The organism is Pseudoalteromonas sp. SG43-1 (assembly GCF_014164415.1).
In the GTDB taxonomy this organism is placed as follows: domain Bacteria; phylum Pseudomonadota; class Gammaproteobacteria; order Enterobacterales; family Alteromonadaceae; genus Pseudoalteromonas; species Pseudoalteromonas distincta.
The window spans coordinates 1-25,650 of sequence record NZ_JACJFD010000019.1; the positions used below are offsets into that span (position 1 = coordinate 1).

The following is a 25,650-nucleotide window of genomic DNA, read 5'->3' on the forward strand; positions in this document are numbered from 1 at the left end:
TTGTTAGTATGTAGCATGAGAGTTACCTCTTATATGTTTTGATTTAAAGATTCGACACCTTTTATCAAAACGGGTAACTCTCACTTTTGCAAGTTGATGTGTCAGATCTTGTCTGAACTAATACAACTTATTGATAAGTTCATTGTTCGAGAAGTCCCACATTGTTCCGTGTCCTCCTGCATAAACTACCGCTTGATAATCTTCACTGTTTACATCTTCAATTGCTATGGTGTTTATAATTGAAGCCATAAGTTTTTTATCATTGATAAACCTAGAATTATCTTCGTCTGAAAAATCTAGACTTTCAGGGTCTATTGGTGCCATTCCACCTTCAATGCTAGCAACATCAACTTCAAAGCCTGCATCAGCAAGAACATAATAAGGGTGCGTTAATTCACCTAGCCAAAATCCAGTTTTCATATCTAACGAACCCATCTTATTGTGGCTAGTCAATACGAAAAGGACTTTATCCGCAGCAAAGCTTGGGGCAGCGAAAACTAGCGTCATGAATAATAATAGAAATTTCATAATATCTTTCTCATACAAATTTAACCAACGGACTCGTTGGTTACATATTTAATACTTTACCAACTACCAATATTTGGCATTGAAGCCCAAGGCTCAGCTTGTGGTAGCGGCTCACCTGCTTGTAACAACTCGACTGAAATATCATCTGGGGAGCGTACAAAGGCCATGTGACCGTCTCTAGGAGGTCTATTTATTTCGATACCTAGTGCCTGTAAATGAGCGCATGTCTCATATATGTTTTGAACCCTGTATGCTATGTGCCCAAAGTTTCGTCCAGAATATAGAGAATCAGGATCCCAGTTATACGTAAGTTCAATTTGAGCGCTTTCATCACCTGGTGCAGCTAAAAAGATTAGAGTGAACTTATCTTTAAAGTAGTCTTTCCTTTTAAGAATCTTCAACCCTAAACCTTCACAGAAAAACCTCAGTGATGCTTCAATATCTGATATGCGCAGCATTGTGTGAAGATACTTCATTTATCACAAACCTTAAAACACACGAGCTGTTTGAATATCGACTGATAGCACTCTATCTTCTAATGAGGCTTGTAATTGAAGATAATGCGGCAGACTCTTATGTTGTTCTAAAGAATCTATGTCACGCCACATTTCAACCAATGTGATCTTTTGTGAACCATTCGTATCAGGGTAAACATCATAACGCTCGCACCCATCTTCAAGCACACTTTCACTTGCGCACTTATAAATTGCGTTTAAAGCGGTGTTGTAATGCTGTGTTTCACATAGGATATCCACAACAATCATAACTTCATTGTTCATTTTTAACCTCTATTTTGGTGTATAAGGCTGCTTACACAGCCTTTAGTTCAAGAAGAGAGAATTAACGCTCAATGACGATTTTGCCTGTAGCTAATCCTGACTCTAGACGAGAGTGAGCAGCTTTAACTCCATCCAAAGTGAAAGGGAAAACACTATCAATCAAAGGTTTAACTTGGCCTTTATCTACAAGCCCAGCAAGTCGGCGTAGAATGTCACCGTGAGTATCTCTATCGATATTGTGAATAATCGAAATCGCCATAAATACAAGATCTAACCTAAGAGCCTTAAAGTGCATTTCAGTTAAGTTATAATCAGCATAACCAATTGTAGAAATAACATGCCCTTTCAGTTTTGCAGCGATTAGTGAGTTTTGCAGAACTGGCCCACCCACTGTATCAAATACAGTATCGAAACCATGACCATTGGTTAATCTTTCAACATATTCCTTTGGTTCTTCTTTAGGGAATAGAACCGTTTCGTCTGCACCCAATTGTTTTGCAATTTCTGCGCGTTCTTCATCTACAACAGTCGTTGTAACATGTGCACCTAGCGCTTTCGCAAGCTGTAGACCGATGTGGCCTACACCACCTGTACCACCATGAACTAAAACTTTATCGCTCGGCTGGATTTCAGCTCGACCAATAATTGCTTCCCAAGCGGTAATTGCTACTAAAGGCAAGCTAGCCGCTTCACCAAAGCTAAGCGTTTTAGGTTTGTGTGCTAATAATACAGCGTCAGCTTCAACCTTATCAGCTAGAGTACCTGGAATGCCAACAATACCACCGACACAACCATACACTTCATCACCAACTTTGAAGTTAGTTACACCTTCACCAACTTCACTGATTACACCCGATACATCCATGTGAAGGATTGCAGGGTAAACCATACCAGCAGTACCTTCACTGCCTTTACGGATTTTAGTATCTACAGGATTCACACTTGTCGCTTTTACATCAATTACGACATGACCACGTTTTGGTTTTGGTGCATCAACTTCGATTTCGTGTAGAACATCAACATCACCATGACCATTAATTGCAATTGCTTTCATAAAATTTACCTCTTTGTTATTGACGAAAGTGATGTTATCAACATAATTAACTACTAGAAACACACCAAAGGTTTAATGATTAATTCCGAAAGGTTGATAATGTGATTGATTCCATAGAAGAGCTGAAGATATTCAGTACGATTTTTGAACTCAAATCTATCCGAATGGCTGCTGATGCTCACAATCTAACGGCTGCGGCAGTAAGTAAAAGGTTGATAGCGCTCGAAAACAGACTGAGTGCGAAATTATTTTATAGAACAACTCGGACTCTTAGTCCGACATTTACAGGTGAGAAGCTATATAACCATGCACAAAGACTGTTAAGTATTAGTGATGAGATTGAACATGACCTTGACCCAACTAATACGTTAAAAGGAAAAATAAAAATAACTGCGTCGGCTTCTTTTACGCAAAGCTATTTATTACCTGTGATTAGCAGCTTTTTAAAAAATTTCCCGCAAGTTAATATTGAAATCATTTCTACTGACAGCTTGGTAAATTTAACTGAACAAGGTGTTGATTTAGCTGTTAGGCATGGCCCTTCGCGGGACTCATCGTTAATAGGTCAAAAGCTATCCGATACAAAGAGAGTCTTATGTGCAACGCCGAGTTATTTAGAAAAGAGAGGAGTGCCACATTCACCTGAATATTTAACAGAGCATACTTTATTAACCGTTGGTAATGAAACTAATTGGTCATTCATTAGAGAAGGTGAACGGAAAACAGTTAAGTTAAACCCTGCCTTTTCTTCTAGCTTAGGAGACAGCGTTTTGAGTATGGTGGAATTAGACCACGGTATCGCGCTTTTGTCAGATTGGCACATTAAAGAAAGTGTTGCTCAAGAGCGCTTAAAGGTTATTCTGGAGGACTGGGAATGCGACCCCTCAATTTCAATTAACCTGTTATATCCTTCTAGGAAAAACCAATCGATAATAGTTAAGAACTTCATTGACCACTTGAAAAAGTGGATAAAAAGTAATCCTCTTTAAATATAAACTTTGCTTTTTTGGAACTCTACCACTGCAAGACGGTTGCTATTAGAATTTAGAGGCTTTCCAGCTAACGAGACTGTAACTGATAATTTTACAAAAATGCGCTAGAGAGGCCGCCCGTTATTCGCTCATAGCTGCTTGTCAGATAAAGTCTAAACTATTTGCGTTTACTGTCAGATTAGATGTGAGCTACTACATTTAACTTCACCAAATGTACGCCTAGGCGAAGTTGAACGCCGACAGGTCATATTTTGTGCTTTAACGCCAAATTGCGTTATATACAACTCAACTGTTTCGTCTATTTGTTGTTTTTGCTGCGTAGTCGCTGCACTGTAAAATGCATCGTATTGCGCAGACCAATTCTCAACCCCCGCTTCTTTTGCAACACCTAGCCAGCCCATTCCGAGTTTAGTAGATTGCTCCAAGTATTGGCCTTTTAAAAACATGAATGCCAACGTATATTGTGCACTTTTATAGCCAAGTGCTGCCGGCTCTTTTAAATCATAAAAAGCTTGCTCGTATAGCCCCTTTTTATACGCTTTATACCAATTCGCTTAATTAAGTAATCTATTTTGAGGATGGAGAAACTTGTTGATAGCTAGGCAAAAAATTCGCTATTTAGTTGTTCTAAATGAAAATTTTTTAACGCAGGTAGCGACACGTTTAGCCCCGCAAAATGATTAAGTATTATTGCGGATTGGTATTAATACCATTGTATTCTTTTTTCTTCATTGTATTGTCGCTGTATAGGCTAACAGGGGTCGACCCACACCCACCTAATAAACCTACAGCCAAAATTGCTGCAACCGATATACATTTAGCCATAACTAGTCCTTTATTATTTTTATATGCGAGTACCGAATCTGGCTTACACTCTTTGCAAAGCCTGCTATTGTGTAATCCTGTTTGTATAATTAAAATACTATCATGAGCTTAGCAAGTTTACTTCGGTTATTTTTTCTGGCTGCAATTTGGGGCGCGTCATTTTTATTTATGCGAATGGCAGCTAACAGCTTAGGCCCAGCGGTGTTAATAGAATTTAGAGTTGGCTTTGCCGCACTCACCCTCTTTATTGTGGCGCTTTACTTAAAGCGCCGCTTAGCGTTTACTGAGCACACAAAACACTTTTTTATTATAGGCGCGTTTAACTCTGCTCTGCCGTTTTTATTTTTTGCTTACGCAGCCCAAACTATCAGCGCATCTACACTCTCAATTTTAAATTCTACAACACCAATATGGGGTGTTGTTGTTGGAATTTTATGGACAAAAACAAAGCCTAATAAAAGTATGGTGATTGGTTTACTGCTGGGTTTAATTGGCGTAGTTATTTTGGTTGGGCAAAATCATTTTGTGTTAAATAGCCAATCAATTTTGGCCATAGTAGCAGCATTAAGCGCATCACTTTGCTATGCCATTGCATCGCATTACACTAAAAACGCGCCTAAACTGCCCCCGTTCGATAACGCCCATGGCTCAATGTGGGCTTCAAGCTTTATGGTATTACCGCTTATCTTATTTATGCCAATACGAGAAATACCAAGCACCAACGTTATGCTAGGTGTACTTGTATTAGGAGTAATGTGTACCGCACTTGCTTATATTTTATTTTTTAAATTAATCGAAGATATAGGCCCTACCTCGGCGTTAACAGTCACGTTTTTAATTCCGCTATTTGGCATTTTTTGGGGGCATTTAATTTTAGATGAGCAAATTGGACCAAATACATTATTAGGCGCATTATTTGTTATTGTGGGCACTATGCTGGTTACTGGTTTCTTACCACGAAAAAAGCACTTAGCTAAAACAAGCTAAGTGCTTATATCAAGCGCTTTTACCAAAAAAGCTTACTTTTGCGCCTTTTTGCTTAAGTTTTCAATTAAGTCATGGGCGCTAAAACTGTTGTCGCTTGGCTTTATACCTTTGCCCATTTTAATATCAATTAAGGTGTGCACTTCTTTGCGTTTATCATTGTTACTTACCTGTACGCCTACGCTGCTTGTTGGGCGTGCACGAGTTTCGCAGGTTAATAAACCACAGCTTCGCTCATATTGCTGGCTTTGTGATGCACTAATAGATGACGCGGGAGCTTGCGATTTAGACTCAACAAAGGTTTCTTTGTTGGTTACAACAAACCAATCGTAGCCTTGTGCTTGGGTAAGCTCAGCCGCGCGTAATAATGCATAGTCACCGGCATCGGCTACATTATTTGATACGCTTTTAAACTCTACTCGGTATTGATCGTCGCTAATTTTTTGCTCGCTGTAACCTTGTGAGCCATTATTTGCGGCGCGATAATCAGGTTTAGATGCACAGCCCGCCATAAGTAAAATACTGATAATTAAAATAGATGTTTTCATAGTTCACCTCGTTTTATACACATTATTATTTGTTTAACTGCCACTTTGCGCTAATTGCTTGCTGCTCTTGCGCTCTATCGAGTGGTGCGCCGCTGATCATGCTATCTATAACAGCATCTAAGTCACTGTTATTAGACGCCGTTTGATATTGCGCGCCATTGTTACTTTGCTGCGTAGCTGTTTGCGCTTTAATTTGCCAACCGCTTTGCGTTTTACAAGCAATGCTTGTTTGCGTTGTATTATTTGAGCTTAGTGCATACTGCCTACAAAGCTCACCTTGCTGATTTTTAAAACTTAGCTGTGCGCTAAATACTGAGCCATCACTTTGCTCAAACACACCACTACTTAGCTGCGTATTAAGGGCTGAAGCTGTATTGCTGGCTACTAAGTTTTGCGCCTCACTGGGTTGTAAATAGCTCGTCATTGCAATACCAAATACCACAGCTACGCTTGCTGCTATTGCTATACTTTTATTAGCCGATTGCTTAACCTTTTGCCAAGGCGTTAACGTTACTACATTACTGTTTAACGTGTTTTTTGTCGTTGCTATATCAAGCTTTGCAACCGTTTTAGCTAATGAGTCACTAAGTGGTGCGTCGTCAATACTTGTTGCGTGCTCTTTCACTCGCATGTCTACTTCGCTTAGCTCTGCAAGTCGCATTACTAGTTCATCATCGGTTTCAAGGGCTTTACGCACTTGTTCCATTTCGTGCTCGCTTAGCTCTGAGTCTAAAAAGGCGCTAAGTGTTTCGTCGTTAATGTTCATACTTGCTCCTTTTTAAAGTCGGGTTTTATTAAGTTATAAAGTGTACTGCGTGCTCGTGATAATTTACTCATTACACTGCCTATAGGTATATCGAGTGTATGTGCTACCTCTTTATAAGCCATGCCCTGCACTGCCACCAGCGATACTATGGCGCGTTGCTCTTCGGGTAATTGCCCAAGTGCTGTATTTACATTTTTAAGCATTTGTTTATTTTCGAGTGTTTGGTGTTCATTGCTTGTAATTGGCTCTGGTAAAATATCGGCCTGAGCCGTATTTTGCCTTACCTTGCGTGAGCGGTATTCGTCTATCCACACATTACGGCAAATTTTAAATGCCCATTTAGCAGGCTCAACGTCATCCGGAATGCCTTTTACTAATAGTTTTTCAATTGTTATTTGCACTACATCGTCTGCATCTGCTTTACTACCCGTTAGCGAATAGGCAAAACGCCTAAGTATGGGCAATAAGGTTTTTATAGTTTCGTTCATTAATTTTTACCCCTTTTATAAAGAAGACGATTCAAAAAAACATTTATTCCCAAATAATTTAAATAATGAAATATTTCTATGTGTTAAACGTTAACTAACCAGCATGATAAATTTAATAGAAGTAACCCACTATGAATATTAAAAACACACGCGTTAAACACATAATAACCGCTTCGCTTTGTATATTTAGCGCAACGAGTTCAGCCAACATAGTAAGAGTCGATCAGGTGCTTGGGCAGCTAAACCCAATAGAGCAGCGTATTGAGCAAACTATAGAGCGAGCACAGCGCCTGCCGCTTCCGGTGCCTGTTCCACAAATATCGATTGATGAACTAAAAGCGCAAATTAGTGAGCCAATTAGCAGCTTACCCAATGTGCTTAACATTAATATAAATAGCCAAAACACCGCATTTGTTGAAGTAGAGCTTGAAAACGGCTTTAGAGCAATAGAGCGCCAATGGTTATTAATGGCAAATAGCCAACAACTTAATACCCTAAAGCAGCAAAATGTAACCATTGTATCGGTAAAAAATTACAACGCACTTAACATGAGCTTAGTGCGCTTTAATGTACCCCAAGGTGTTAACTCTAAAAGTGAGTTATTAAAAGCACTTAACTTAGATGAGTCTGCAATACTTGACCGAAACCACATTTACCAAGCGCAAACAGGCGAGCCTAGCGTGAAAGTAACACCAAATAAGCCTGTTGCTCCTTACTGCACACAAAGCGTAAAAATTGGCATGATCGACAGCGCAATTAATACCAAACACAACGCTTTTAAAGGCGCAAATATCACCACGCAAAGCTTTTTACCTAAAGGGTTAAGCTCGCCAAATTTACACGGCACCGCCATAGCGGGGTTAATTACAGGTAAAGGAGTAATGCTCAGCCCGCTTTTAAGCAGTGCCAAGCTTTACAGTGCCGAGGTGTTTTATAGGCAATCTGAATATGCACAAGGGGCTACATTATTTGCCATAGTAGAGGCACTTAACTGGCTAGTTAGTAATAAAATCCCCGTAATAAATATGAGCCTAACAGGGCCAAATAACGCAATTTTAGAAGCAAGTATTACTGCAGCAATAAAACAAAACGTATTAATTGTAGCTGCTGCGGGTAACCAAGGGCCGGCGTCGCAGCCGTTATACCCAGGCGCGTATAAAAGCGTGATAGCGGTAAGTGCTATTGATTCAAAAAACCACATTTATAGATGGTCAAATAAAGGCGATTACATAGACTTTGCAGCCCTTGGTGTAAATGTTGTTACAAGCCAAGGCAATGGAAAATTTGGGAGGGAGTCGGGTACGTCAATGGCGGCGCCGCATGTAAGCGCGGCATTAAGTTGTTTATTGTTAAAGCATGGGAATAATAAAACCAAAGCACTTAACGAGCTTACATCGCTGGTCGTCGATTTAGGCGAGCAAGGCAAAGACACCACCTTTGGTTATGGCGCCATTTACCCACCTAAAAGTGCACTTTAACTGACGCCGATAAAACCGATTGCGTATAGGTATTACTACTAAGCTTTGATTGATAATCGCCATATTCAGCCTCGGCTATTAGCGTTACGTGCTCAAACACATCTACGTTATAAAACGCATTAACTACATTTCGGTGCTCATCTCGCGACGGTATTTGCTCAAAAAAATCATCCGTTGTTTGCTCATCGTAATCTTTATTTTGATAACGCCAGCCAGCCCCTACTTTGTTAGCCACATTAAAGGCCGTAAATTTGTGCGTAACTTTAGTAGTAAAGCCGTAGCCGTTAAAGTCGTATTGGTTGTCGTCGGCGTTTTCTTTATCAGCACTTAGCGTTGCCATTAGCATGGTTTGGCCATTATTTATAAAATGATAAAGCGCTACATCCCCACCTACACCATCGGCATTACGTGCTTTTGCAGTAGCAAAACGTTTAGCTTTGGTTTTTATGCTCATACGCAAATACGTATGTGGGTTTAAAAAGTGGCCATAGTAAGCACTAGCTTGATTAAAATGTAAAAATGTTTCGCCATCTACATTTGCTTTTGCGCCATCGTAACGAACCCCTAGCTCATGGCTATTAAAGCTGTAGCTGCCATCTAAACCATATTGATGAAGGTCTAAATCGTATTGATCAAATTCATCGTAGTCTTGTTGTTCAAACCGATAGCTTGAGGTTAATTTGGCGCCTTTGGTTAATTTCCATTTTGCATTAACACCGGCTGCGGTTTTTATGCCACTGTCGCTTTGTGACGAAATATCGTCAAGCTCCTGAACAGAGAGCGCTGAATTGCTCAATACCCCAACTTCTGCATCTGCATTTAGCTCAAAGCTACTTTTAAAGGGTTTATTTTGCTCAGGAGTTTTAACGTGGTTGGTTTGTGCAAGCACCGCTTGGGCACTAAAAACACACAATGTGGCGGTTATAACTGCTTTCATATTTATTCTCCAACAGGCCGAATAGGTTTCCCTATTCGGCATTTGTGCAAACACGCGGCGTATTAAAGGCCTAGGTCTAAGTCGTTAGTAATGTTGGTTACTACTTCACTTGCGGTGCTAAGTGCTACATCGTTACTAATTTGATCAGTAACCGCTGCACTCACCTGCCCGCTAACACTTTGTTGTACCGTGCTTTGTAAACTGCTAACCGTACTATCTTGCACACTGGCAATTAAAGATTGCTGAACACTACTTACAATTTCATTACTGGTATTAATTGCATCACCTAACTGCAGTGCAGAACTCATTGAGTTTGCAGCCGTATTAGTAATTGCTAATTGGTTTGTAAGCTCACCCGCATTAAGCGCACTCGCTGCATCAGCTTGTGTTACTGAATCGGTTGCGCTGCCCACATTTGAAAGTAAAGAGGCATCTGTTGGTGTATCAGTAGTATCAGGCTGAGCGGCTTGCTCAGAGGTAAGTCCAAGTAATGACGATTGACTCACAGCGGTTGTTAAATTACCCGCCGATGAGGTTAACTGCGTTGTTGCATCGAGCGCTGTATTGGCTGTGGTAATGCCTGTGGTATTTAAAGACGAGGCCGATGCGTTCAATGAGTTATTTAAAGATGAACTGGAAGATGCAACTAATGAATTTGCAGGCTCTGCGGCCTCACTGCTTTCTTGCGCTGAAGTTTGCGTGTTATTCGCCGTTGAATCTGTGTTTTGCGAGTCATCAGCCGTTACTTGTGTATCGTTAGATACGTTTGACTCGTTGCTACCACTGGCTGTTAAACCATTTTGTGAAAGCGCAATAGATGTAGATGTTTGTTGCTGCGCCGACGTTGACTGAGATAGTTCAATATCAGCGGCATGCACTGCACCTGTAAAAGTACTCACACCGCTTAACATCATTACGCTTACAATTTTATTTAATTTAGTCATTGTTTTGTCCTCTAGTTTGTCGGATTGACATAAAGAAGACGATTTACAAAAACACTTTATTCCAAAATAAATTAAAAAATTACAATAAAATCACTTATTAACTAAATTTCAAATACTTAAAGGTAAGCCAATACCCTACGGCGTTAGCTTTCACTATTTTGTATCAGCAATAACAGCTCCGCAGTGGCGGTTGCGTCGGCCAATGCGCGGTGATGGCTGGTTAAATTTAAATTAAAATGCGCGCTAAGGTTACCAAGCGAATACGACTTTAAGCCTTTAAACGCTTTGCGCGATTCAACCACGGTGCACATTTTTGGCATTTTAAAAAAGTGCCCTGCAACCTCGCATTCTTTTTTAATAAAACCGTAATCAAAATTAACGTTATGGGCTACAAAAATACTGCCTGAGAGTTTATCTAATAGCGGCTTGGCTATATCGGCAAATACAGGCGCGTTGTAAACCATACTGTCGCTAATACCGGTTAATGACGTAATAAAGCCAGGTATATGGCGCTGCGGATTAATAAGTGTAGTCCAAGTATCAATTACTTTACCGTGCTGTACTTTAACTATGCCAATTTCGGTAATTCGGTTGCCGCCTTTTAAGCCGCCCGTGGTTTCTATGTCAACTACGCTGTAAACACGGTTTGGATCTACAAACCACTTAACTGCGGCAATATGTACCGTAAAGCCCACATTTTTTAAATTATCAATAGTTGTAAGTTGGTTGCGCCTAAGCTTATCGCCTGGAGCTTTTACTTCTTCAAAATGTACTTGGCCATTATTAATGACCATTAAATCGGGGTAGCCGTCTTTTAGCTGTAAATAATGTTTACTCATAGCCGTTAAGTGCGCAATTAGTGCCTCAAGTGGGCTGTTTAAAATAAGCGCTTCTAGTGGCTCTAATAAATTGCTGCGCCATCTAAATAAGCCATTGGGCTGATCAAAGTATTGCGCTGCATTTTTGCACACTAAATTAAGTAATGCTTGCGACGTTTGGCACTGAGCTAAGCGCTCGTTTATCTGTGTTTGCTGCGCTTCATAAAAATTACCAAGCCTTAATACTTGCGGATAAATATCAAACTCATTGCATGGCGGATAAGGCGACTCCACAAATAACTCGTGCCAAAATACTAAACCAAACAAACTTTGCCAAAGCGTGTTTTCGGTATTAAATACAGCCATACCTTCGCGAGTATAATAATCGTTTACGCCCTGCTCTACTTCACCTCGGTACAGTTCATCTATTTCTAGCACGCACTGAGTGTCGGCAAGCATGGCACTTAAACGCGAACGTGTTTTTTTATTAAACTTACGCATTAAAAAATCGTCAGCAAAATAAAGTAAATCATCAGTAAGTGGGTTTTCGATAATGGCTTCTAACCGTGCTTTTACCCACTCTTTATTGCCAAGCCTGTATTGCTCTCTTATTTGAATTTCTTGTGCTTCGCTATCATCCACGCACCCTTCAAGTAAACTAAAAGCAAGTTCGCTATCAACTGTTTTTAGCTGCCTATAAAGCCTAACTAATAGTTTGTTTTTTAATACAACGGCAATTGCACCATGTGCAGCTTGCACTAAAACCTGCGACGCTAAAACAACATAGTCGCTCTCATCTGTAATATTTTTAAATGCTAACCGGTAACGGTTTAATAAATAGTTTGATTGCGCTTCGTCAAGTGTTTCAAAACGCGACAAGCTCTCGCTGTGTCCTTCGCGCGTAGCGGTTAAGCCTAAGTCTCGCATTACAAAACGGTTTTGATGATTCACATCACCACTGCTTAGTTTGCCTGCAAATAAAAACTCAAAATACTCGTAGTAATCACTGCGGTTGTTAATTACATACTGGCTATAAAGTGGCGCAAGCTCTTTTGGGCATGCTTTAAAAAACTCACGCGCAATATCCACCAGCGCGCCTTTAGCGGCACTCTTTTTAAAACTTATTTGCTCACTGTAATTACTTAGCAACTCAACCAAAGAAGGCTTAGTTAAGTGCGCTAAAAGCTGCGAATAATGCTGCTCGTTTGGCTCAAATAAAATACCGGCTTTTTTTAGCGTATAAATAGCCTGATGCGGCGAGGTTATTTCTTCATAATTAAGCGATTGCGCCTGCACTAAATAAGGCTTTCGCGAGTACACACGCGCCAACATGCATTGGCTTTGCTCATCTAGCTGATTAATTTTACTAATGAATTCGCTGTGTTTGGGCTCAAGTAAATGCATACATTTACTTGTTACAAACTCAATAAGCTCTCTAAAATGCGCTAAATAGTATTTTGCTGGTAATTCTTTTTTCATAATATCGCCACAACTGTATATAAAAACAGTATCTAGTATTTGCGCTTATTATTCAATCTTAAACTTGTAACTAAAACACGCTATAGTGAGCTTATTAAAGCAAATTCATTAAAAATAAAGGACTTACCATGAGCGCGCATCCGTACGATGTTTTATCACTCAATAACGGCGCAAATATTATTTTTACGCCCTGCCCTGGTACAAAAACGCAAAACCTAGCGGATTCAATCAATACATTAAAAGCAGCTGGCGCTAACGTGCTGCTGTCGCTTATGCCGCAAAAAGAGCTTGAAAAAAACAACGTAGAAACAATTAATAGTGAGTGCAATAAGCACGATATAACGTGGTTTCATTTACCAATAAATGACGACGAAGCACCCAAACAGCCTTTTACATCAAGCTGGAACACCCATAAAATCGACATATTACAGGCCATACAACACAAACAAACCATTGTCATACATTGCAAAGGCGGCACTGGCCGCACAGGGTTGGTCGCTGCGCTTATTTTAAATTCGGCAGGTTACACAAAAGAAGAAGTATACAGCCTAGTACAATGCATTCGCCCTAAAGCGCTTACTATAGAATTGCAAAAAGAGTACTTTGAGAGTTTTAGTCGGTAATAAAAAAGCTAGCGTAAAACAGCAAAGCTACTGATAGTTAAACGCCCATTAACTGGGTCACAGGCATAACCATTAGACGCGTTTATATTACCGGAATGCAATAAATTACTTGGGTATATAACTGCCCGATTTAGCTTAGCCTCTACACTGTAAACTTGCTCAAACAAAGTTGTACTTCCATTTATATATTGTGGATTTTTATGAAGTTTTTGCGCCATGGCTTGTTGCTTAATAGCTTGCCTATAAAGCATAAGCCGCTCTTTTGTTATACGTTCATACCCTAGGGCTCTATGCTTATAAAATGAAGTGCCACCATGAGTTTCATCACATAAAAAGTGCACCATAGCAAGTTGATTCATATTAGGTGTATCAAAATGAGGGAGCATTTGTATTGGCCTGAGCTTATCAGGCTCAGTGCATGCAATTGAAAAAGCAGAAAGAATTACATCGAACTCGCTTTTATCCGCCATATCAAAGTGTGAATTAATAATTGGCGCAAGCGCTTTTAACCGCTCGATATAACTAAGCGGTGCTGCTTTTCTTACTCCTGGGTAAAAATCACTTTCTTGTGCGCAAAACGCTTCTCTAGCACTTTGAGAAAACGCAGCAAAATTAATAAGCGCATCTACATTATTTACAAAATCATCAATAACAATAATTGGGGTTTTTTCTTCCCCTGCAGTATGTATGTGTAACGCCATATTTTCGTTTAGTTTAAAATCAATCATCGGCTAAATTAAGCACTGCATTTTTACGCTCTATCAATGGGTATATTTGGCCAAGTGAGGTTATAACAGTATAAATAGCGGGTAATAAAGCGCTTTGATGTAAAAGCGTAATTTGATCACTATTAAGTTGTGCGAGTCTTTCTTGGTTAATAGTGTATAGGCCGTTTAACTTTGTTTTTTGACTGTTCTGAAACGTGACCTCAAGCGATAATGGCTGCAGTAGATCATGCTGTAACAAGGTATCAATTAACTTTTTATTGTCTATTTCGCCCTGTAGTAAATGCCCTAAACACTGCTTTATTTGTTTGAAATAGCTACTTTCTTCTGCGCTTTGGGTATAAATTGGTTCTAAATTATTCTGGCTTTGCGCTCGATTATTAACGACTGCTGGGCTATTTAAATTAATACACACAGGGTATTGAGTTTGCTGCGCATGAGTATCACCAACAAAAAATGGCTGACGCTGTAATTGAAGCGGTAAATACACACCCTGCCACTGCGAGTTCTGATAAAACAAGTTCTCATGTTGCTCAAAGCCTAATAAAGCATTGAGTGTAAACTCCCCTGTTTCTGAGTTTTTTGCAAAAACTATAGGCTGCTGAACAGCAATTTGATTAAGTTCTGCCATAACAACAGGGACCATATTAATGTTTTCTGCGTGTGATTGTGCCTTTTGTGTGTCTATTTTTATGTGCTGATGAGCACTTTGTTCTAATGCGACTAAATTTTCCATGTGTGTCTCTTTATTGTTTTTATGTGTAAATTTTTAAGCTAAATAGTGCTAAATCCATGATTCTTAACTTTATTTAACAATTCTCGGTTACTAGGTAAGTTAGTTACAGCTTGGTTTATCATGCTCTTATTTTTATCAAACTGACTTTTAGCAAAAACAGTGTCTTCAAGCATATAGGCAGTTGTGCTGTAATCACTTTTAAAGCCCATACCATATAAAACATATTGATAACTCGCCGCTGGAAACACCTCATTGTTACTTGTAAAATCGTGATCAGCAGGGGCGCGGTATTGCCATAGTTTCATTAGATCTTGTAAGCTTTGAGGAATCGTTTTAGGGTCTCTGTTATCGCTCCAAAATGCGTTATCGTCACGGGTTGATAAAATATAATGTAACTTTAAAAAGTCGATTATTTTTTCCCACCTATAGGTAAACGTCTCATTAAAGCGTTTGGCGGTAATATCCATAATATCCCGGGTATGGGGAAGTTGTTCGCTTATCATTTGCGCTGACATTTCTACTAATACCAATGCAGAAGCTTCTAGTGGCTCTAAAAAACCAGCCGAAAGCCCAACCGCAACACAGTTGTTTTGCCAAAAATGTGAGCGGTGGCCACTTTTAATAGGGATTTTTCTAATTGTTAACGACTCTATTTTATCGCCTACATACTCTCTAAGTTTTTCCCTTGCTTGCGACTCGGTACTGTACTTACTGGAGTACACATAGCCCACCCCACGGCGGTGCTGTAATCCTATATCCCATATCCAACCCGCTTCTTGCGCTGTTGAAATTGTGTGAGATGCAATACTGTCATTTTCATCTTCATAAGGGACTTGCACTGCTAAGGCGGTATCAATAAACAGCACATCATCGCAGGGCTGAAAAGGAATCTTATAATGCTCGCCTAACAACAATGATGAAAAACCAGTGCAATCGATAAATAAATCACCGCTAATTTCACCTTGTTGCTTTGTAGTAACGCTTGCAATATCGCCATTTTTAGCATTATTGACCTGGGTTACATCAGCTAAAATATGTTTAACGCCTAGCTGCTGAGTACAATGTTTTTGTAAAAAAACGGCAAATTTTGCAGAGTCTAAATGGTAGGCATAATTGGCTATAGCAGCATATTCTGGTGTACGAATTGTTTTAGGGGCAAGCCCTTGCTCACAAATAGCTTCTTGGTAACACACTGCGTTTGAAAAAGACGTTGACTCTGCTGTGTTATTTAACCAATGTCCTGCCATATCGGTTTTTGAAAAGCCCTGCGGCAGAACTAATGGGTGATAGTAAAAATCATCATCGCTGCCATCCACCCATTTGGCGAATTTTGCTCCTTGCTTAAAGCTTGCTTCACACTCGCGTATAAAATCGGTTTCGCTAATACCAAGTGCTATTAATGTACTACGCATGGTAGGCCAAGTGCCTTCACCAACACCTATAATTGGTACATTTGGAGATTCAACTAGCACAACATTAAGACCATCGGGGGTATTACTTTTATGGTGCGCCGCTAATCGACCAGCTGTTAGCCAGCCTGCTATACCACCACCAACGACAACCACTGTTTTTATTTCTTTATTTTGCTGGTTCATGCTTGTTACCTATAAAGGCGTATTTAAAAAGTGGCTATTACTAAATGTAAAAGCCACTTTTATTATTTAAGTTAGAAACTTCCACGAACACCTAACGCAAAACGTCGCCCGCTATCTTCAACCATTAGTAATTGATTAGAGAAGCGACCACGTTTGTGTACGTATTCTTCGGTTAAGTTTATACCCTCAAAGAACACCGATACATTTTCGGTAATATCATAGCTGCCACTGGCATCGAATTGTGCATAGTCTTCAACTATCGTCACACCATCACCATTTAACTGTGTTAGTGACTGTACAAAGCTATCGCGCCAGTTATAGGCTAAACGCGCCTGAAATGGGCCATTCTCATAAAAGCCAACCACATTATAAGAGTCGCTTAAGCCTGTTAATGCAAATACTTGAGTAATATCTGCAGGGTCTAGTTCTGCATCACTATCAACAAATGTTGCATTAACCATAAAACCAAAGCCACTATCAAAACTATGCTGTAAGGCTATTTCCCAGCCATCAACAATCGCCGATTCGCTATTATTTGGTAATGTGTTTGTAAATACAGCCGTCGAGTCAGCAGCGTCAGGGTTATCTACATCGTTACCTGTTGAGGGGTCAGTCAACAATCCGCCGTCAGACAATTCAAAGGTTAAATCTTCAGTGGTATTGATAATGAAGTTAGCAACATTCTTTCTAAAGTAACCAGCGGATAAATAACTGGCATCAGCGTAATACCACTCTAATGATAAATCTAAGTTATCAGAGGTAAATGGCTCAAGCGCAGGGTTACCAGAGCTTGATGTTAAATTGCCCCCTTGGCGCGTTGTTTCAATTACTGTTACAGGCGACATACTATCGAGTGTTGGTCGCGTAATTGTTTGTGATACAGCAGCACGTGCTATTAGCTCATCGCTTATTTCAAGCTTTACGCTAAAGTTAGGTAAAATCGCTTCGTAATCTGAACTTGCTGAAATATTTTCTACGGCGCCGAAATTAGCAAGCATTTCTGTTTTATCTAAGATAGTTAACGCGCTAACCGGCTCATCTGTGCCCTTTACTTTTACATCGGTGCTTTCATATCTAAAGCCCGCTGTTGCGTATAAAGGCATGCCTGCAAGTTCAGCTTCAAAATCAAATTCTGTATAAAACGAGAAAGTATCTTCAGTTATCTCAAACGACTTATTACGTTTAACTGCATCAAAACTAATAGGCTGACCATTCGCCGCAGCTATTTGCTCAAGGTACGCAAAGTTTGCCTCTCCATCATGTGCAAGCCATGACGTTGGCATACGACCGCTGCCGCTCACATCACCTAAAAAGTCATCTCCTGCGTCAAATACAAATTGCGCTAAGCCATCCATACTTGGGTCATCTGGGTAACCACAAAAGGTACAGTGAATACCTACGCCTTCGTTGTCCCAACGATCAAGGTTTTTAGTTTCAGTTGAATACATAGTACCAAATTTAACCGAAACTAGGCCTGAGCTGCCATCGTTATGCCAAATGCTATCCCAACGAAACTGATCCACAGTATCTTCTACAGCCCAACCACGGCGAAGCATTACGTGTGCACGGCTGTTGGCTGTATCTAAATGATTTGATACGCCATCAGGTGCAACTGCAGGGTTATAAGCAACACCGTCCAGCTCTTGCTGGCCGCTATAAATGTTAGGGTTAGCAGAGGCAAACTCACTCGCGTAAGGTAAGATACCGCCATCCACTTCAAATCGAACTCGGTTAGCATAGCCAATCAACGATAGCTGATCGCCACCGCCATTATTAGCCTCACGCTTGGCTTTTGAGTGGCTCAAATCAAACTTCATATTTAAGTTATCGTTTACATGCCAATCAAAGTTTAAACCTAATGCGCTAGAGTTGGTTAAACGATCAAACTTTTTAGCGTGCATATCGGTGGCAAGGCCTACCTCTTGATATAAATCAACCACAGTGCCATTTTCATCAACAGTTGGCCCTGCAGCGCCGCCAAAGCCTTCTAAGTTTGGAGCTGTAAACCAGTGCCCGTAAGACGTTGTGTCTGCTTCTACATCAAAATCTGAATAGAGCGCATCAGCAGTGATAACTAAATCATCTGAAGGTGCATACTGTATAACTAAATTTGCATTAGTGCGTGTACGTGTCTCTGTAGTAACTTTATGATCGTAATTACGTGGCGAGAAAATATTACCGGTGTATGCTTGCCCGCTTTGAGTTTGAGGATTTGGGACGCCCACGTTTTCTAACCAGCCGTCTACCTGTGCCTGATTTAAGCGTGTTTCGCGTTCTTGACGAGAAACGGCAAACAACAAACCCAGTGTGTCATCATTAAATGTATTACTAATTAAGCCAGAAATCTCAGGTGTGGTTTCTTCACTATTTTCATCGTAAATACCTTTAACACTACCCGCTATTTTAAAGCCACTAATCGCAAATGGACGTGCCGTATTAACGTTTACTGTTGAGCCAATACCACCAGATTGCATAGTGGCTGTTGAGGTTTTAAATACATCTAAGCTTTTAACCAATTCTGATGCAATGGTATCAAAGCTAAATGCACGGCTTTGATTCTCTGATGCCATTTGGCGTCCGTTTACTAGTACAGTATTAAACTGCGGGCCAAAACCACGCACCGTAATAAGCTGCCCTTCGCCGCCTGAACGGTCTATTGAAACCCCAGTAATACGTTGCAAAGACTCGGCTAAATTTGTGTCAGGAAATTTACCAATATCTTCTGCTGAAATGGAGTCAACCACGCCACCGGCTTCTCTTTTTGCATCCATGGCTCGACCAAGCGAGCCTCTAATTCCGCGTACTTCAATTATTTCTGGTTCTTGTGCTGCTGTTTCTGCTAATGCAGGGAGCGTTGTCATTGTGCTTAGTACAGCAAGTACTGCACTGGACACGCCATTTTTTTTATAGTTAGCCATGTTGTCAGTTCTCTCGAAGCTAGGGTCTATTAAAATAGAAATTTGCCCATCTTCGCTAACTTGCATTTGCAAGCCGGTACTGTCGAGTAAAGTCTGTAATGCATTTATTATTGAATACTCGCCAGTAATAGTATTTGTTTGTAACTGTTGAATTTTATCCAACGGAAAAAGCAAAGTAATATCGGCTTGCTCGGCAAAGTTTATTAGCGATAAATCGGCCCTTTGTCGAGGAATGTTAAACATTGCTTTTTCGTCCACCGAGCTCGCTTTCACCTCTGTGGTGACTAAGCTAAAAACAAGCACATATAGCGGTAAACAAAGTGGCAAATGTATACATTCCATGCGTATAGTTTTTGGCCATACACAGGATGAAGACGAGTGACTTTTTATTTTCCTCCATAAATATTTTTTATTTTTTTCAAATAATTTATTTTTTTGACTAGCCATACTTATTATTACTAAACCTTTATTATTTTTTGGTGTGCAAAAAAATGTTGTGGGGTTTCAACTAAAAAAGTTAAATATATTTTTATATTAATTAATTGGTTATATGAACACGTATAATTATAGAGCTAGCCTATACGTGTTAATAATTTGAAAAACTGTAGTACACTTGGTATTCAAATTACAAGCTTTTAACAACAAGGATTGATAGTGCCTGCAATTTTACAAATAGAAAAACAATTTATTTTAAAATTGAGTAGCGGATTTTTTATTACCAATCGTCTTAAGCTGTAATGGCAAAACAATAACAACAATTGCCAAAACCACACACACACGAGACACACACTCAATGACAAAAGACACACTATTTTATAAGGCTTATCTGGCCTCGCGCAAAGGTCTCTCAAATGTAGTGGCACGCATAGTGCCTCCACATGAAATTGAAGACATTGTGCAAGAAACTTACGTGCGAATTTGTCAAATAAAAAACACTGAAAACATTTGCTCACCAAAATCTTTTATTTATAAAACGGCGCGTAACCTAGCGCTCGATTATCAAAAGCAAGCCAATATACGACTAGTCGATAGTATCGACAACATGGAAGCATTAGAGCAACTCTTAACGGAACATCAGAAAGACGAAATGTACGAAAATGCGCTTACCGATTGCGAATTTTCAAATTTTTGTGAAGCTGTCAGGCTTTTGCCTGTTCAATGCCGTAAAGTGTTTGTATTAAAAAAAGTGTATGGTTATTCGCAGCGAGAAATTGCTGCTCAATTAAACCTTAGTGAAAGTACCGTGGAAAAACATATAGCAACCGGCGTAAAACGTTGTACGCAGTTTATGCGACAATCTGAAAAAAGTGTGTATGGCAAACCTAACTCTTCTTCACAAAAAAGTGCAGGGGGTAGTCATGAGTAATGTCCACCATATAGACGAACGAAATAATAAGGCAGTCGAAGACGCACGCCTTGATTGTGCAAGTGAATGGCTTGCTAAGCTCGATAGAGGTTTAACTAAACCCGAAAAAGACGCATTGCAGCTCTGGTTAGCTCAGTCATATAAAAACGTCGAAGTATTACTTGAAGTTGCACACCTATGGGACAAGATGGGTGAACTCAGCCGCTTATCTGATCTATTCCCGCAATCACAATCTAGACAAAAACGCCTCCCTGTGTGGTTAGGTGCAACGGCCGCTTCTGTTTTATTGGCTGTTGCACTTAGCTTTTTTCAAGAAGCATTTAATTTTTCATTTTTTTATCCCGTTAATCGGTCAGCTGTTGTCGCTAAGCAACTTAACTTTCAAACGGGTGTAGGTGAAAGCAAAGACATAATTTTGCCAGATAAAAGTGAAATTACATTAAACACTAATAGTTTTGTACAAATAAGATATACCCGAGACTCTCGAGTAATTAACTTACTGCGGGGGGAGATACATATAAATGTGGCGCATGATAAGGCACGGCCTTTAAGTGTTATTGCTGGTGATAAAGTTATTCAGGCAGTAGGCACTGCGTTTAATGTTGAAGTGGGTGAAAAACAAATAGAATTAATAGTCACTGATGGAAAAGTGCTTGTTGCCGAACAAAGTAATTCGCAACCATCAAGCCTCCAAAAAAATGGAACAAATAAGCTTGGTAAATTTTTATCAAATAACTCTACAGCAGTTTCTAAAGGTGAAAAGCTCGATTTAAGTTTCAAAGGTAAAATAGCTAAGCACGTTGAAAAAGTAGACCCTATAGACGTAGCGGCTAGTCTTTCTTGGCGTAAAGGAAGCCTTATTTTTAGAGGCGAATCTCTTGCCGATGCCATGGCCGAGATTAGTCGATATACGAATATAGACTTTGAGCTTTCTGATGATGAGCGTTTAACAAGGGTACAAGTCGCTGGTATGTTTAAAACAGGCGATGTTAAGGGCTTATTAGAAGTATTAAATAATAATTTTAATATTAGTTATGAAAGAATTAGCCCAGATAAAATTCGTTTAAATTACGCAGATCCAAGCGCTTCAATATAGTACAGTACACAATAATAAAAATCAGGACACACAATCATGACATCATCTTTATCGCCGAGGAATAATAGCTCGGCGCACACATCAAACACGTGCTCACTTTTTTACGTAATTTTTATCTCTGCCGTGGCTGCTATTGGTGGCTTTTTATTTGGTTTTGACTCAGGTGTTATTAACGGCACAGTGTCGGCACTCGGTAATGCTTTTAACTCAAGCAGTGTAGCTACGGGCTTTAACGTAGCGTCTGTGTTACTTGGCTGCGCCCTAGGTGCACTTGCTGCGGGGCCGCTGGCTGATAAATTTGGCCGCCGTGCAATTATGATCATCACCGCGATTATTTTTGCCATTAGTGCCTTTGGGTCGGGCATTAGCGAAAGCTCAGCTGAATTTATTTTTTATCGCTTATTTGGTGGCTTAGGTATTGGTGCTGCATCAGTATTAGCGCCAGCTTACATTGCTGAGGTTGCACCACCAGCACTTCGCGGTCGTTTAGCTACACTTCAACAACTCGCTATTGTACTGGGTTTGTTTGCTGCGTTTTTAAGTAACTATTTAATTGCTGATGCCGCAGGTAGCGCGCAAAATATTTTAATGCTTGATACAGCCGCTTGGCGCTGGATGTTTTGGGCTGAGCTTGTGCCTGCAATACTGTTTTTAGTGGGTGTGTTGTTTATTCCTGAGTCGCCTCGTTATTTAGTGGCGCAAGGTAAAGTGGATGATGCAAAAGCGGTATTTAGCAAAATTTCAGACGACAATGCAGATAAACAAATAAGCGATGTAAAACGCTCATTGCATAGCGACACAAAGCCAAGTATTCGCGATTTATTTATTGATAACAGTAAAAAAGTACACCCAATTGTTTGGGTGGGTGTTGCGCTGAGTGTATTTCAGCAATTTGTGGGTATTAACGTGGTGTTTTATTACGGCTCAGAGCTGTGGCAAGCCGCTGGATTTGACGAGTCGCAATCGCTATTTATAAATGTACTCGCAGGTACTACTAATATTGTATCAACCTTTATTGCCATTGCCCTAGTTGACAAAATTGGCCGTAAGCCACTGCTATTAGTAGGCAGTATTGGTATGTTTATTAGCTTAAGCGCGCTTACTTATATATTTGGTAGTGCAGGCCTTGATGAAGCAGGCAAACTTGCCCTTAGCGATAACATGGGTACGTTTGCACTGATTATGGCTAACTTATTTGTGGTATTTTTTGGCTTAAGTTGGGGCCCTGTTGTATGGGTATTATTAGGCGAAATGTTTAATAATCGTATTCGTGGTGCAGCCCTTGCTGTTGCAGCTAGCGCACAATGGATTGCTAACTTTGCCATTACCATGACCTTCCCTATTATGCTGGCTAACATTGGCCTTGCCGGTGCTTATGGCTTTTATGCGTTATCGGCACTTATAAGCATATTTTTTGTTGTTAAATACATAAAAGAAACACGCGGTAAAACGCTCGAATCTATGTAATTTTTAAAAGCGGTGATATTAATCACCGCTTTGCTTTTACATACAATGGCGTTATTTAAGAGTGATTGTTTGGATGAGCTCAACGTTAATTAATAAATATATTTTAAACTGCTGTTAATACGTAAACGCTCCTTTTACCAGCAAGCTTTTACTACCAAAGTTTATAGCTACCGATTGCATACTTAAATATCACTACAGCTCAATACGTTAGCGAAACTTTTAACTTAAGTTAAGGTTGAATAGCAATCTACGCTCATTTATTTTAACTTTATAACCATTGCCGTATTACCTTTTATTATTACTAATCTATTTAAATTCCTTTTTAGAATATCAAAAATTAGCTATTGTCCGCCCATTCCAACTTTATGTATTTACTAAAATGAAAAAACAGTTAATTTCAGGCTTAGCTTTAACGTGTGCGTTAGGTTCGTTCAGTGCATTTGCTACTAATGGTTATTTTACTCACGGCTATGGCATGACCCACAAAGGCATGGCTGGCGCAGGTGTAGCGCTGTCAGAAGAGTTAATGTCTGGCGCTAATAATCCAGCAACCTTTTTACCTAATGGAACAGAGCTATCACTGGGCTTAGAGCTTTTTTCACCTGAACGAAAATATACTGCATCAAAAGTAGATACTTTTTACCCTGGCGCATTTTATCTTGAAGCAAAAACCCAAAAAAGTGATAACACTTTATTTGCTATTCCTGAATTTGCTATTGGCCACCAGCTTAATGACAAAGTAAGTATTGGCTTATTAGTTTATGGTAATGGCGGTATGAACACCGACTACAGCGCCGATTCAGAGCCTGAAGGCACATTTTATGCTGGCACTACTGGTGTTGATTTAAAACAACTCTTTATTAGCCCAACAGTAAGCTATGAGTTGAATGAACAAACACGCCTTGGTGTATCTCCTATTTACGTGGTGCAACAGTTTGAAGCGCAAGGGCTTGGAAACTTTGCTCCTTTTTCGCAATCACCCCAAGCGCTTACAAATAATGGCACCGATACAAGCACAGGCTTAGGCATTCAACTAGGTATTAGCCAAGATATAAATTCGTCATTAAGCTGGGGGGCGAGTTACCGCTCATCAGTGTCTATGCAAGAGTTTGATAGCTATAAAGGTTTGTTTGCAGAGCAAGGCGGATTTGATCTACCAAGTTCGTTTCAACTTGGCGCAGCCTACAAGCTTACCCCAAGTAATCAGGTTGTATTTGATTGGCAAAAAATAAATTACAGCGAAGTAAAAAGTATTGCAAATCCAATCAGTAACTTGGTGTCAGCACCTTTAGGGGCTAACGCCGGCGCTGGGTTTGGCTGGAACGATATGACTATTTATAAGCTTGGCTATCAGTGGCAACGTACATCGCAACAAAAAATTCGTTTTGGGGTATCTTATACCGAGCAACCTATTCCTTCATCAAACGTTTTGCTTAATATTTTAGCCCCGGGCGTTCAAGAGTGGCATTTTACTACTGGCTTTAGCCATTCTTTTACCAAAAAGGTACAATTAAACGCTATGGCTTTTTATTCGCCAGCAAAAAAAGTAACGGGTGCTAACTACTTAGCGCCTAATCAACAATTATCAATCGAAATGAAACAAACCGGTTTAGGCGTTTCTATTGTTTGGGAAATTTAAAAATGATAACAGAATTCACCCTAGTATCGGCTGCAATAGGCGGGGCATTAATAGGTATAGCGTGTACGTTATTACTGGTTTTATACGGAAAAGTTGCGGGCATATCAGGCATTGTTAAGTCTGTATTCGCTAAAGCAAATTCAGACTCTCGTTGGCAGTTATACTTTATTTTAGGGTTGTTGTTGGCAGGAGTGGCTGTAAGGGTATTTGCGCCATCTTTATTAGAAGGCGAATTGCAATTACCGCCTTGGCTTATTGTTGTTGCAGGGCTTTTAGTTGGCGCTGGTACAACGTTAGCTAATGGGTGCACAAGTGGCCATGGTGTGTGCGGCATGTCGCGCTTTTCTACTCGCTCTTGGGTTGCAACATGCACATTTATTCTTGTCGCCTTCATTACAGCAAACCTTGTAGGATAAATAATGAAAGCAATTATGATGGTTGTTATAGGCTTTATATTTGGCTTAGGACTTATTATTAGCGGGATGACAAACCCCGCTAAAGTGATTAACTTTCTTACTTATGGAAACCAATGGGACGCAAGCTTAATTATAGTGATGGCTGTTGCCATGCTAATAATGATGCTTACATGGTTATGGGTTGCAAAAAAAGAGAAGCCACTTCTTTCAGGAACGTTTAATTTAAGTGATTTAAAAAAAATTGATGCGCGCTTAATTATCGGCTCGGTACTTTTTGGTTTAGGCTGGGGTTTAAGTGGTATATGCCCAGGCCCGGGCTTGGTTCAATTAGTATCTCTTAAAATGGAGTTTTTATTGTTTTTTGCAGCCGTGCTAGGCGGTATGTGGTTAGCCAAAAAAGTATAATATTTGCTGCCGACTAAACTCGGCAGCTACTTTTACCCAAACAA

At 39.9% G+C, this 25,650-nt stretch carries 25 protein-coding genes and 1 pseudogene; 10 read left to right on the forward strand and 16 right to left on the reverse strand.

Annotated elements, in window-relative coordinates; all coding sequences use genetic code 11:
* Positions 1–117 precede the first annotated feature (117 nt).
* From H5159_RS13425 to H5159_RS13440, 4 genes are all read right to left on the reverse strand, one after another.
* Positions 118–528, reverse strand: a complete 411-nt coding sequence (locus H5159_RS13425) for a type 1 glutamine amidotransferase domain-containing protein (protein WP_182780433.1) — start codon at positions 526–528, stop codon at positions 118–120.
* 56 nt (positions 529–584) lie between these two features.
* Positions 585–1,004: a VOC family protein gene (locus H5159_RS13430; protein WP_182712605.1), complete on the reverse strand. Its 420-nt coding sequence runs from the start codon at positions 1,002–1,004 to the stop codon at positions 585–587.
* Between the two features lie 12 nt (positions 1,005–1,016).
* On the reverse strand, positions 1,017–1,307 hold the full coding sequence (locus H5159_RS13435) for a putative quinol monooxygenase (protein WP_182780434.1): 291 nt from the start codon (positions 1,305–1,307) through the stop codon (positions 1,017–1,019).
* A 61-nt stretch (positions 1,308–1,368) separates the two neighbouring features.
* Complete coding sequence (locus tag H5159_RS13440; RefSeq protein ID WP_182693738.1) at positions 1,369–2,361, reverse strand: zinc-binding dehydrogenase; 993 nt, start codon at positions 2,359–2,361, stop codon at positions 1,369–1,371.
* A gap of 101 nt (positions 2,362–2,462) precedes the next feature.
* Between H5159_RS13440 and H5159_RS13445 the strand changes: the two genes are divergently transcribed.
* Positions 2,463–3,350 carry a LysR family transcriptional regulator gene (locus H5159_RS13445; protein WP_182693739.1) on the forward strand — a complete coding sequence of 296 codons (888 nt, stop codon included), beginning with the start codon at positions 2,463–2,465 and terminating at the stop codon, positions 3,348–3,350.
* Positions 3,351–3,526: 176 nt separating this feature from the next.
* Here the strand turns inward: H5159_RS13445 and H5159_RS13450 are convergent.
* Together H5159_RS13450 and H5159_RS13455 are read right to left on the reverse strand one after the other, a co-directional pair.
* A pseudogene (locus H5159_RS13450) lies at positions 3,527–3,904 on the reverse strand (sel1 repeat family protein); the annotation flags it as partial.
* A gap of 136 nt (positions 3,905–4,040) precedes the next feature.
* Complete coding sequence (locus tag H5159_RS13455) at positions 4,041–4,178, reverse strand: hypothetical protein (protein ID WP_002958262.1); 138 nt, start codon at positions 4,176–4,178, stop codon at positions 4,041–4,043.
* 102 nt (positions 4,179–4,280) lie between these two features.
* Here H5159_RS13455 and H5159_RS13460 point away from each other — a divergent pair, with 102 nt between their 5' ends.
* On the forward strand, positions 4,281–5,165 hold the full coding sequence (locus tag H5159_RS13460) for a DMT family transporter (protein WP_182780435.1): 885 nt from the start codon (positions 4,281–4,283) through the stop codon (positions 5,163–5,165).
* Positions 5,166–5,197: 32 nt separating this feature from the next.
* Here the strand turns inward: H5159_RS13460 and H5159_RS13465 are convergent, their stop codons facing one another.
* Genes H5159_RS13465 through H5159_RS13475 form a run of 3 tightly spaced genes read right to left on the reverse strand, consistent with a single transcriptional unit; the run spans position 5,198 to position 6,964 of the window.
* On the reverse strand, positions 5,198–5,710 hold the full coding sequence (locus tag H5159_RS13465; RefSeq protein WP_182721366.1) for a CC0125/CC1285 family lipoprotein: 513 nt from the start codon (positions 5,708–5,710) through the stop codon (positions 5,198–5,200).
* A gap of 25 nt (positions 5,711–5,735) precedes the next feature.
* Complete coding sequence (locus H5159_RS13470) at positions 5,736–6,476, reverse strand: hypothetical protein (protein ID WP_182780436.1); 741 nt, start codon at positions 6,474–6,476, stop codon at positions 5,736–5,738.
* A complete protein-coding gene (locus H5159_RS13475) occupies positions 6,473–6,964 on the reverse strand; it encodes an RNA polymerase sigma factor (RefSeq protein ID WP_182737156.1) in 492 nt (163 codons plus the stop codon). Before H5159_RS13475 ends, H5159_RS13470 begins: the two co-directional genes overlap by 4 nt.
* 131 nt (positions 6,965–7,095) lie before the next feature.
* On the opposite strand from H5159_RS13475, the gene H5159_RS13480 reads away from it, so the two are divergent.
* Entirely contained in the window at positions 7,096–8,442 is a 1,347-nt protein-coding gene (locus H5159_RS13480) for a S8 family serine peptidase (RefSeq protein WP_182724957.1), read from the forward strand.
* Here H5159_RS13480 and H5159_RS13485 read toward each other — a convergent pair.
* From H5159_RS13485 to H5159_RS13495, 3 genes are all read right to left on the reverse strand, one after another.
* Positions 8,426–9,379 carry a hypothetical protein gene (locus H5159_RS13485; RefSeq protein WP_182780437.1) on the reverse strand — a complete coding sequence of 318 codons (954 nt, stop codon included), beginning with the start codon at positions 9,377–9,379 and terminating at the stop codon, positions 8,426–8,428. The genes H5159_RS13480 and H5159_RS13485 overlap by 17 nt on opposite strands.
* A 62-nt stretch (positions 9,380–9,441) precedes the next feature.
* On the reverse strand, positions 9,442–10,323 hold the full coding sequence (locus H5159_RS13490; protein ID WP_182780438.1) for a hypothetical protein: 882 nt from the start codon (positions 10,321–10,323) through the stop codon (positions 9,442–9,444).
* A 143-nt stretch (positions 10,324–10,466) separates the two neighbouring features.
* Positions 10,467–12,620: an exonuclease domain-containing protein gene (locus H5159_RS13495; RefSeq protein WP_220496457.1), complete on the reverse strand. Its 2,154-nt coding sequence runs from the start codon at positions 12,618–12,620 to the stop codon at positions 10,467–10,469.
* Positions 12,621–12,748: 128 nt separating this feature from the next.
* Between H5159_RS13495 and H5159_RS13500 the strand changes: the two genes are divergently transcribed.
* The gene (locus H5159_RS13500; RefSeq protein WP_182780439.1) at positions 12,749–13,243 is read left to right on the forward strand and encodes a dual specificity protein phosphatase family protein; all 495 of its coding nucleotides are present in this window, start codon (positions 12,749–12,751) and stop codon (positions 13,241–13,243) included.
* An 8-nt stretch (positions 13,244–13,251) separates the two neighbouring features.
* Here the strand turns inward: H5159_RS13500 and H5159_RS13505 are convergent, their stop codons facing one another.
* The 4 genes from H5159_RS13505 to H5159_RS13520 all read right to left on the reverse strand — a co-directional run bounded on the left by H5159_RS13505 (position 13,252) and on the right by H5159_RS13520 (position 19,664).
* Positions 13,252–13,944: a DUF6445 family protein gene (locus H5159_RS13505; protein WP_259399115.1), complete on the reverse strand. Its 693-nt coding sequence runs from the start codon at positions 13,942–13,944 to the stop codon at positions 13,252–13,254.
* A gap of 19 nt (positions 13,945–13,963) precedes the next feature.
* Positions 13,964–14,704 carry a SapC family protein gene (locus H5159_RS13510; RefSeq protein WP_182724962.1) on the reverse strand — a complete coding sequence of 247 codons (741 nt, stop codon included), beginning with the start codon at positions 14,702–14,704 and terminating at the stop codon, positions 13,964–13,966.
* Positions 14,705–14,742: 38 nt separating this feature from the next.
* Positions 14,743–16,299: a tryptophan halogenase family protein gene (locus H5159_RS13515; RefSeq protein WP_182733815.1), complete on the reverse strand. Its 1,557-nt coding sequence runs from the start codon at positions 16,297–16,299 to the stop codon at positions 14,743–14,745.
* Between the two features lie 71 nt (positions 16,300–16,370).
* A complete protein-coding gene (locus H5159_RS13520) occupies positions 16,371–19,664 on the reverse strand; it encodes a TonB-dependent receptor (RefSeq protein ID WP_182780441.1) in 3,294 nt (1,097 codons plus the stop codon).
* Between the two features lie 346 nt (positions 19,665–20,010).
* Here H5159_RS13520 and H5159_RS13525 point away from each other — a divergent pair, with 346 nt between their 5' ends.
* The 6 genes from H5159_RS13525 (at position 20,011) to H5159_RS13550 (ending at position 25,606) form a co-directional block, all read left to right on the forward strand.
* On the forward strand, positions 20,011–20,583 hold the full coding sequence (locus H5159_RS13525; RefSeq protein WP_002958279.1) for an RNA polymerase sigma factor: 573 nt from the start codon (positions 20,011–20,013) through the stop codon (positions 20,581–20,583).
* Positions 20,576–21,679, forward strand: coding sequence for a FecR family protein (locus H5159_RS13530; protein ID WP_182716195.1), 1,104 nt, complete (start codon positions 20,576–20,578; stop codon positions 21,677–21,679). Before H5159_RS13525 ends, H5159_RS13530 begins: the two co-directional genes overlap by 8 nt.
* A gap of 36 nt (positions 21,680–21,715) precedes the next feature.
* Positions 21,716–23,146, forward strand: coding sequence for a sugar porter family MFS transporter (locus H5159_RS13535; RefSeq protein WP_182780442.1), 1,431 nt, complete (start codon positions 21,716–21,718; stop codon positions 23,144–23,146).
* A gap of 379 nt (positions 23,147–23,525) precedes the next feature.
* On the forward strand, positions 23,526–24,785 hold the full coding sequence (locus H5159_RS13540) for an OmpP1/FadL family transporter (protein WP_182780443.1): 1,260 nt from the start codon (positions 23,526–23,528) through the stop codon (positions 24,783–24,785).
* 2 nt (positions 24,786–24,787) lie between these two features.
* Positions 24,788–25,201, forward strand: coding sequence for a YeeE/YedE family protein (locus H5159_RS13545; RefSeq protein WP_182780444.1), 414 nt, complete (start codon positions 24,788–24,790; stop codon positions 25,199–25,201).
* A gap of 3 nt (positions 25,202–25,204) precedes the next feature.
* A complete protein-coding gene (locus H5159_RS13550) occupies positions 25,205–25,606 on the forward strand; it encodes a DUF6691 family protein (RefSeq protein WP_002958285.1) in 402 nt (133 codons plus the stop codon).
* Positions 25,607–25,650 lie beyond the last annotated feature (44 nt).

Excerpts from the sequence above, each read along its gene's own strand:
- H5159_RS13520 (WP_182780441.1), bottom strand. The coding sequence starts at position 19,664 with ATGGCTAGTCAAAAAAATAAATTATTTGAAAAAAATAAAAAATATTTA.
- H5159_RS13490 (WP_182780438.1), bottom strand. The coding sequence starts at position 10,323 with ATGACTAAATTAAATAAAATTGTAAGCGTAATGATGTTAAGCGGTGTG.
- H5159_RS13505 (WP_259399115.1), bottom strand. The coding sequence starts at position 13,944 with ATGGCGTTACACATACATACTGCAGGGGAAGAAAAAACCCCAATTATT.
- H5159_RS13495 (WP_220496457.1), bottom strand. The coding sequence starts at position 12,620 with ATGAAAAAAGAATTACCAGCAAAATACTATTTAGCGCATTTTAGAGAG.
- H5159_RS13470 (WP_182780436.1), bottom strand. The coding sequence starts at position 6,476 with ATGAACATTAACGACGAAACACTTAGCGCCTTTTTAGACTCAGAGCTA.
- H5159_RS13500 (WP_182780439.1), top strand. The coding sequence starts at position 12,749 with ATGAGCGCGCATCCGTACGATGTTTTATCACTCAATAACGGCGCAAAT.
- H5159_RS13460 (WP_182780435.1), top strand. The coding sequence starts at position 4,281 with ATGAGCTTAGCAAGTTTACTTCGGTTATTTTTTCTGGCTGCAATTTGG.
- H5159_RS13430 (WP_182712605.1), bottom strand. The coding sequence starts at position 1,004 with ATGAAGTATCTTCACACAATGCTGCGCATATCAGATATTGAAGCATCA.
- H5159_RS13425 (WP_182780433.1), bottom strand. The coding sequence starts at position 528 with ATGAAATTTCTATTATTATTCATGACGCTAGTTTTCGCTGCCCCAAGC.
- H5159_RS13510 (WP_182724962.1), bottom strand. The coding sequence starts at position 14,704 with ATGGAAAATTTAGTCGCATTAGAACAAAGTGCTCATCAGCACATAAAA.
- H5159_RS13480 (WP_182724957.1), top strand. The coding sequence starts at position 7,096 with ATGAATATTAAAAACACACGCGTTAAACACATAATAACCGCTTCGCTT.
- H5159_RS13550 (WP_002958285.1), top strand. The coding sequence starts at position 25,205 with ATGAAAGCAATTATGATGGTTGTTATAGGCTTTATATTTGGCTTAGGA.
- H5159_RS13525 (WP_002958279.1), top strand. The coding sequence starts at position 20,011 with ATGACAAAAGACACACTATTTTATAAGGCTTATCTGGCCTCGCGCAAA.
- H5159_RS13530 (WP_182716195.1), top strand. The coding sequence starts at position 20,576 with ATGAGTAATGTCCACCATATAGACGAACGAAATAATAAGGCAGTCGAA.
- H5159_RS13515 (WP_182733815.1), bottom strand. The coding sequence starts at position 16,299 with ATGAACCAGCAAAATAAAGAAATAAAAACAGTGGTTGTCGTTGGTGGT.
- H5159_RS13465 (WP_182721366.1), bottom strand. The coding sequence starts at position 5,710 with ATGAAAACATCTATTTTAATTATCAGTATTTTACTTATGGCGGGCTGT.
- H5159_RS13485 (WP_182780437.1), bottom strand. The coding sequence starts at position 9,379 with ATGAAAGCAGTTATAACCGCCACATTGTGTGTTTTTAGTGCCCAAGCG.
- H5159_RS13475 (WP_182737156.1), bottom strand. The coding sequence starts at position 6,964 with ATGAACGAAACTATAAAAACCTTATTGCCCATACTTAGGCGTTTTGCC.
- H5159_RS13435 (WP_182780434.1), bottom strand. The coding sequence starts at position 1,307 with ATGAACAATGAAGTTATGATTGTTGTGGATATCCTATGTGAAACACAG.
- H5159_RS13540 (WP_182780443.1), top strand. The coding sequence starts at position 23,526 with ATGAAAAAACAGTTAATTTCAGGCTTAGCTTTAACGTGTGCGTTAGGT.
- H5159_RS13545 (WP_182780444.1), top strand. The coding sequence starts at position 24,788 with ATGATAACAGAATTCACCCTAGTATCGGCTGCAATAGGCGGGGCATTA.
- H5159_RS13440 (WP_182693738.1), bottom strand. The coding sequence starts at position 2,361 with ATGAAAGCAATTGCAATTAATGGTCATGGTGATGTTGATGTTCTACAC.
- H5159_RS13535 (WP_182780442.1), top strand. The coding sequence starts at position 21,716 with ATGACATCATCTTTATCGCCGAGGAATAATAGCTCGGCGCACACATCA.
- H5159_RS13455 (WP_002958262.1), bottom strand. The coding sequence starts at position 4,178 with ATGGCTAAATGTATATCGGTTGCAGCAATTTTGGCTGTAGGTTTATTA.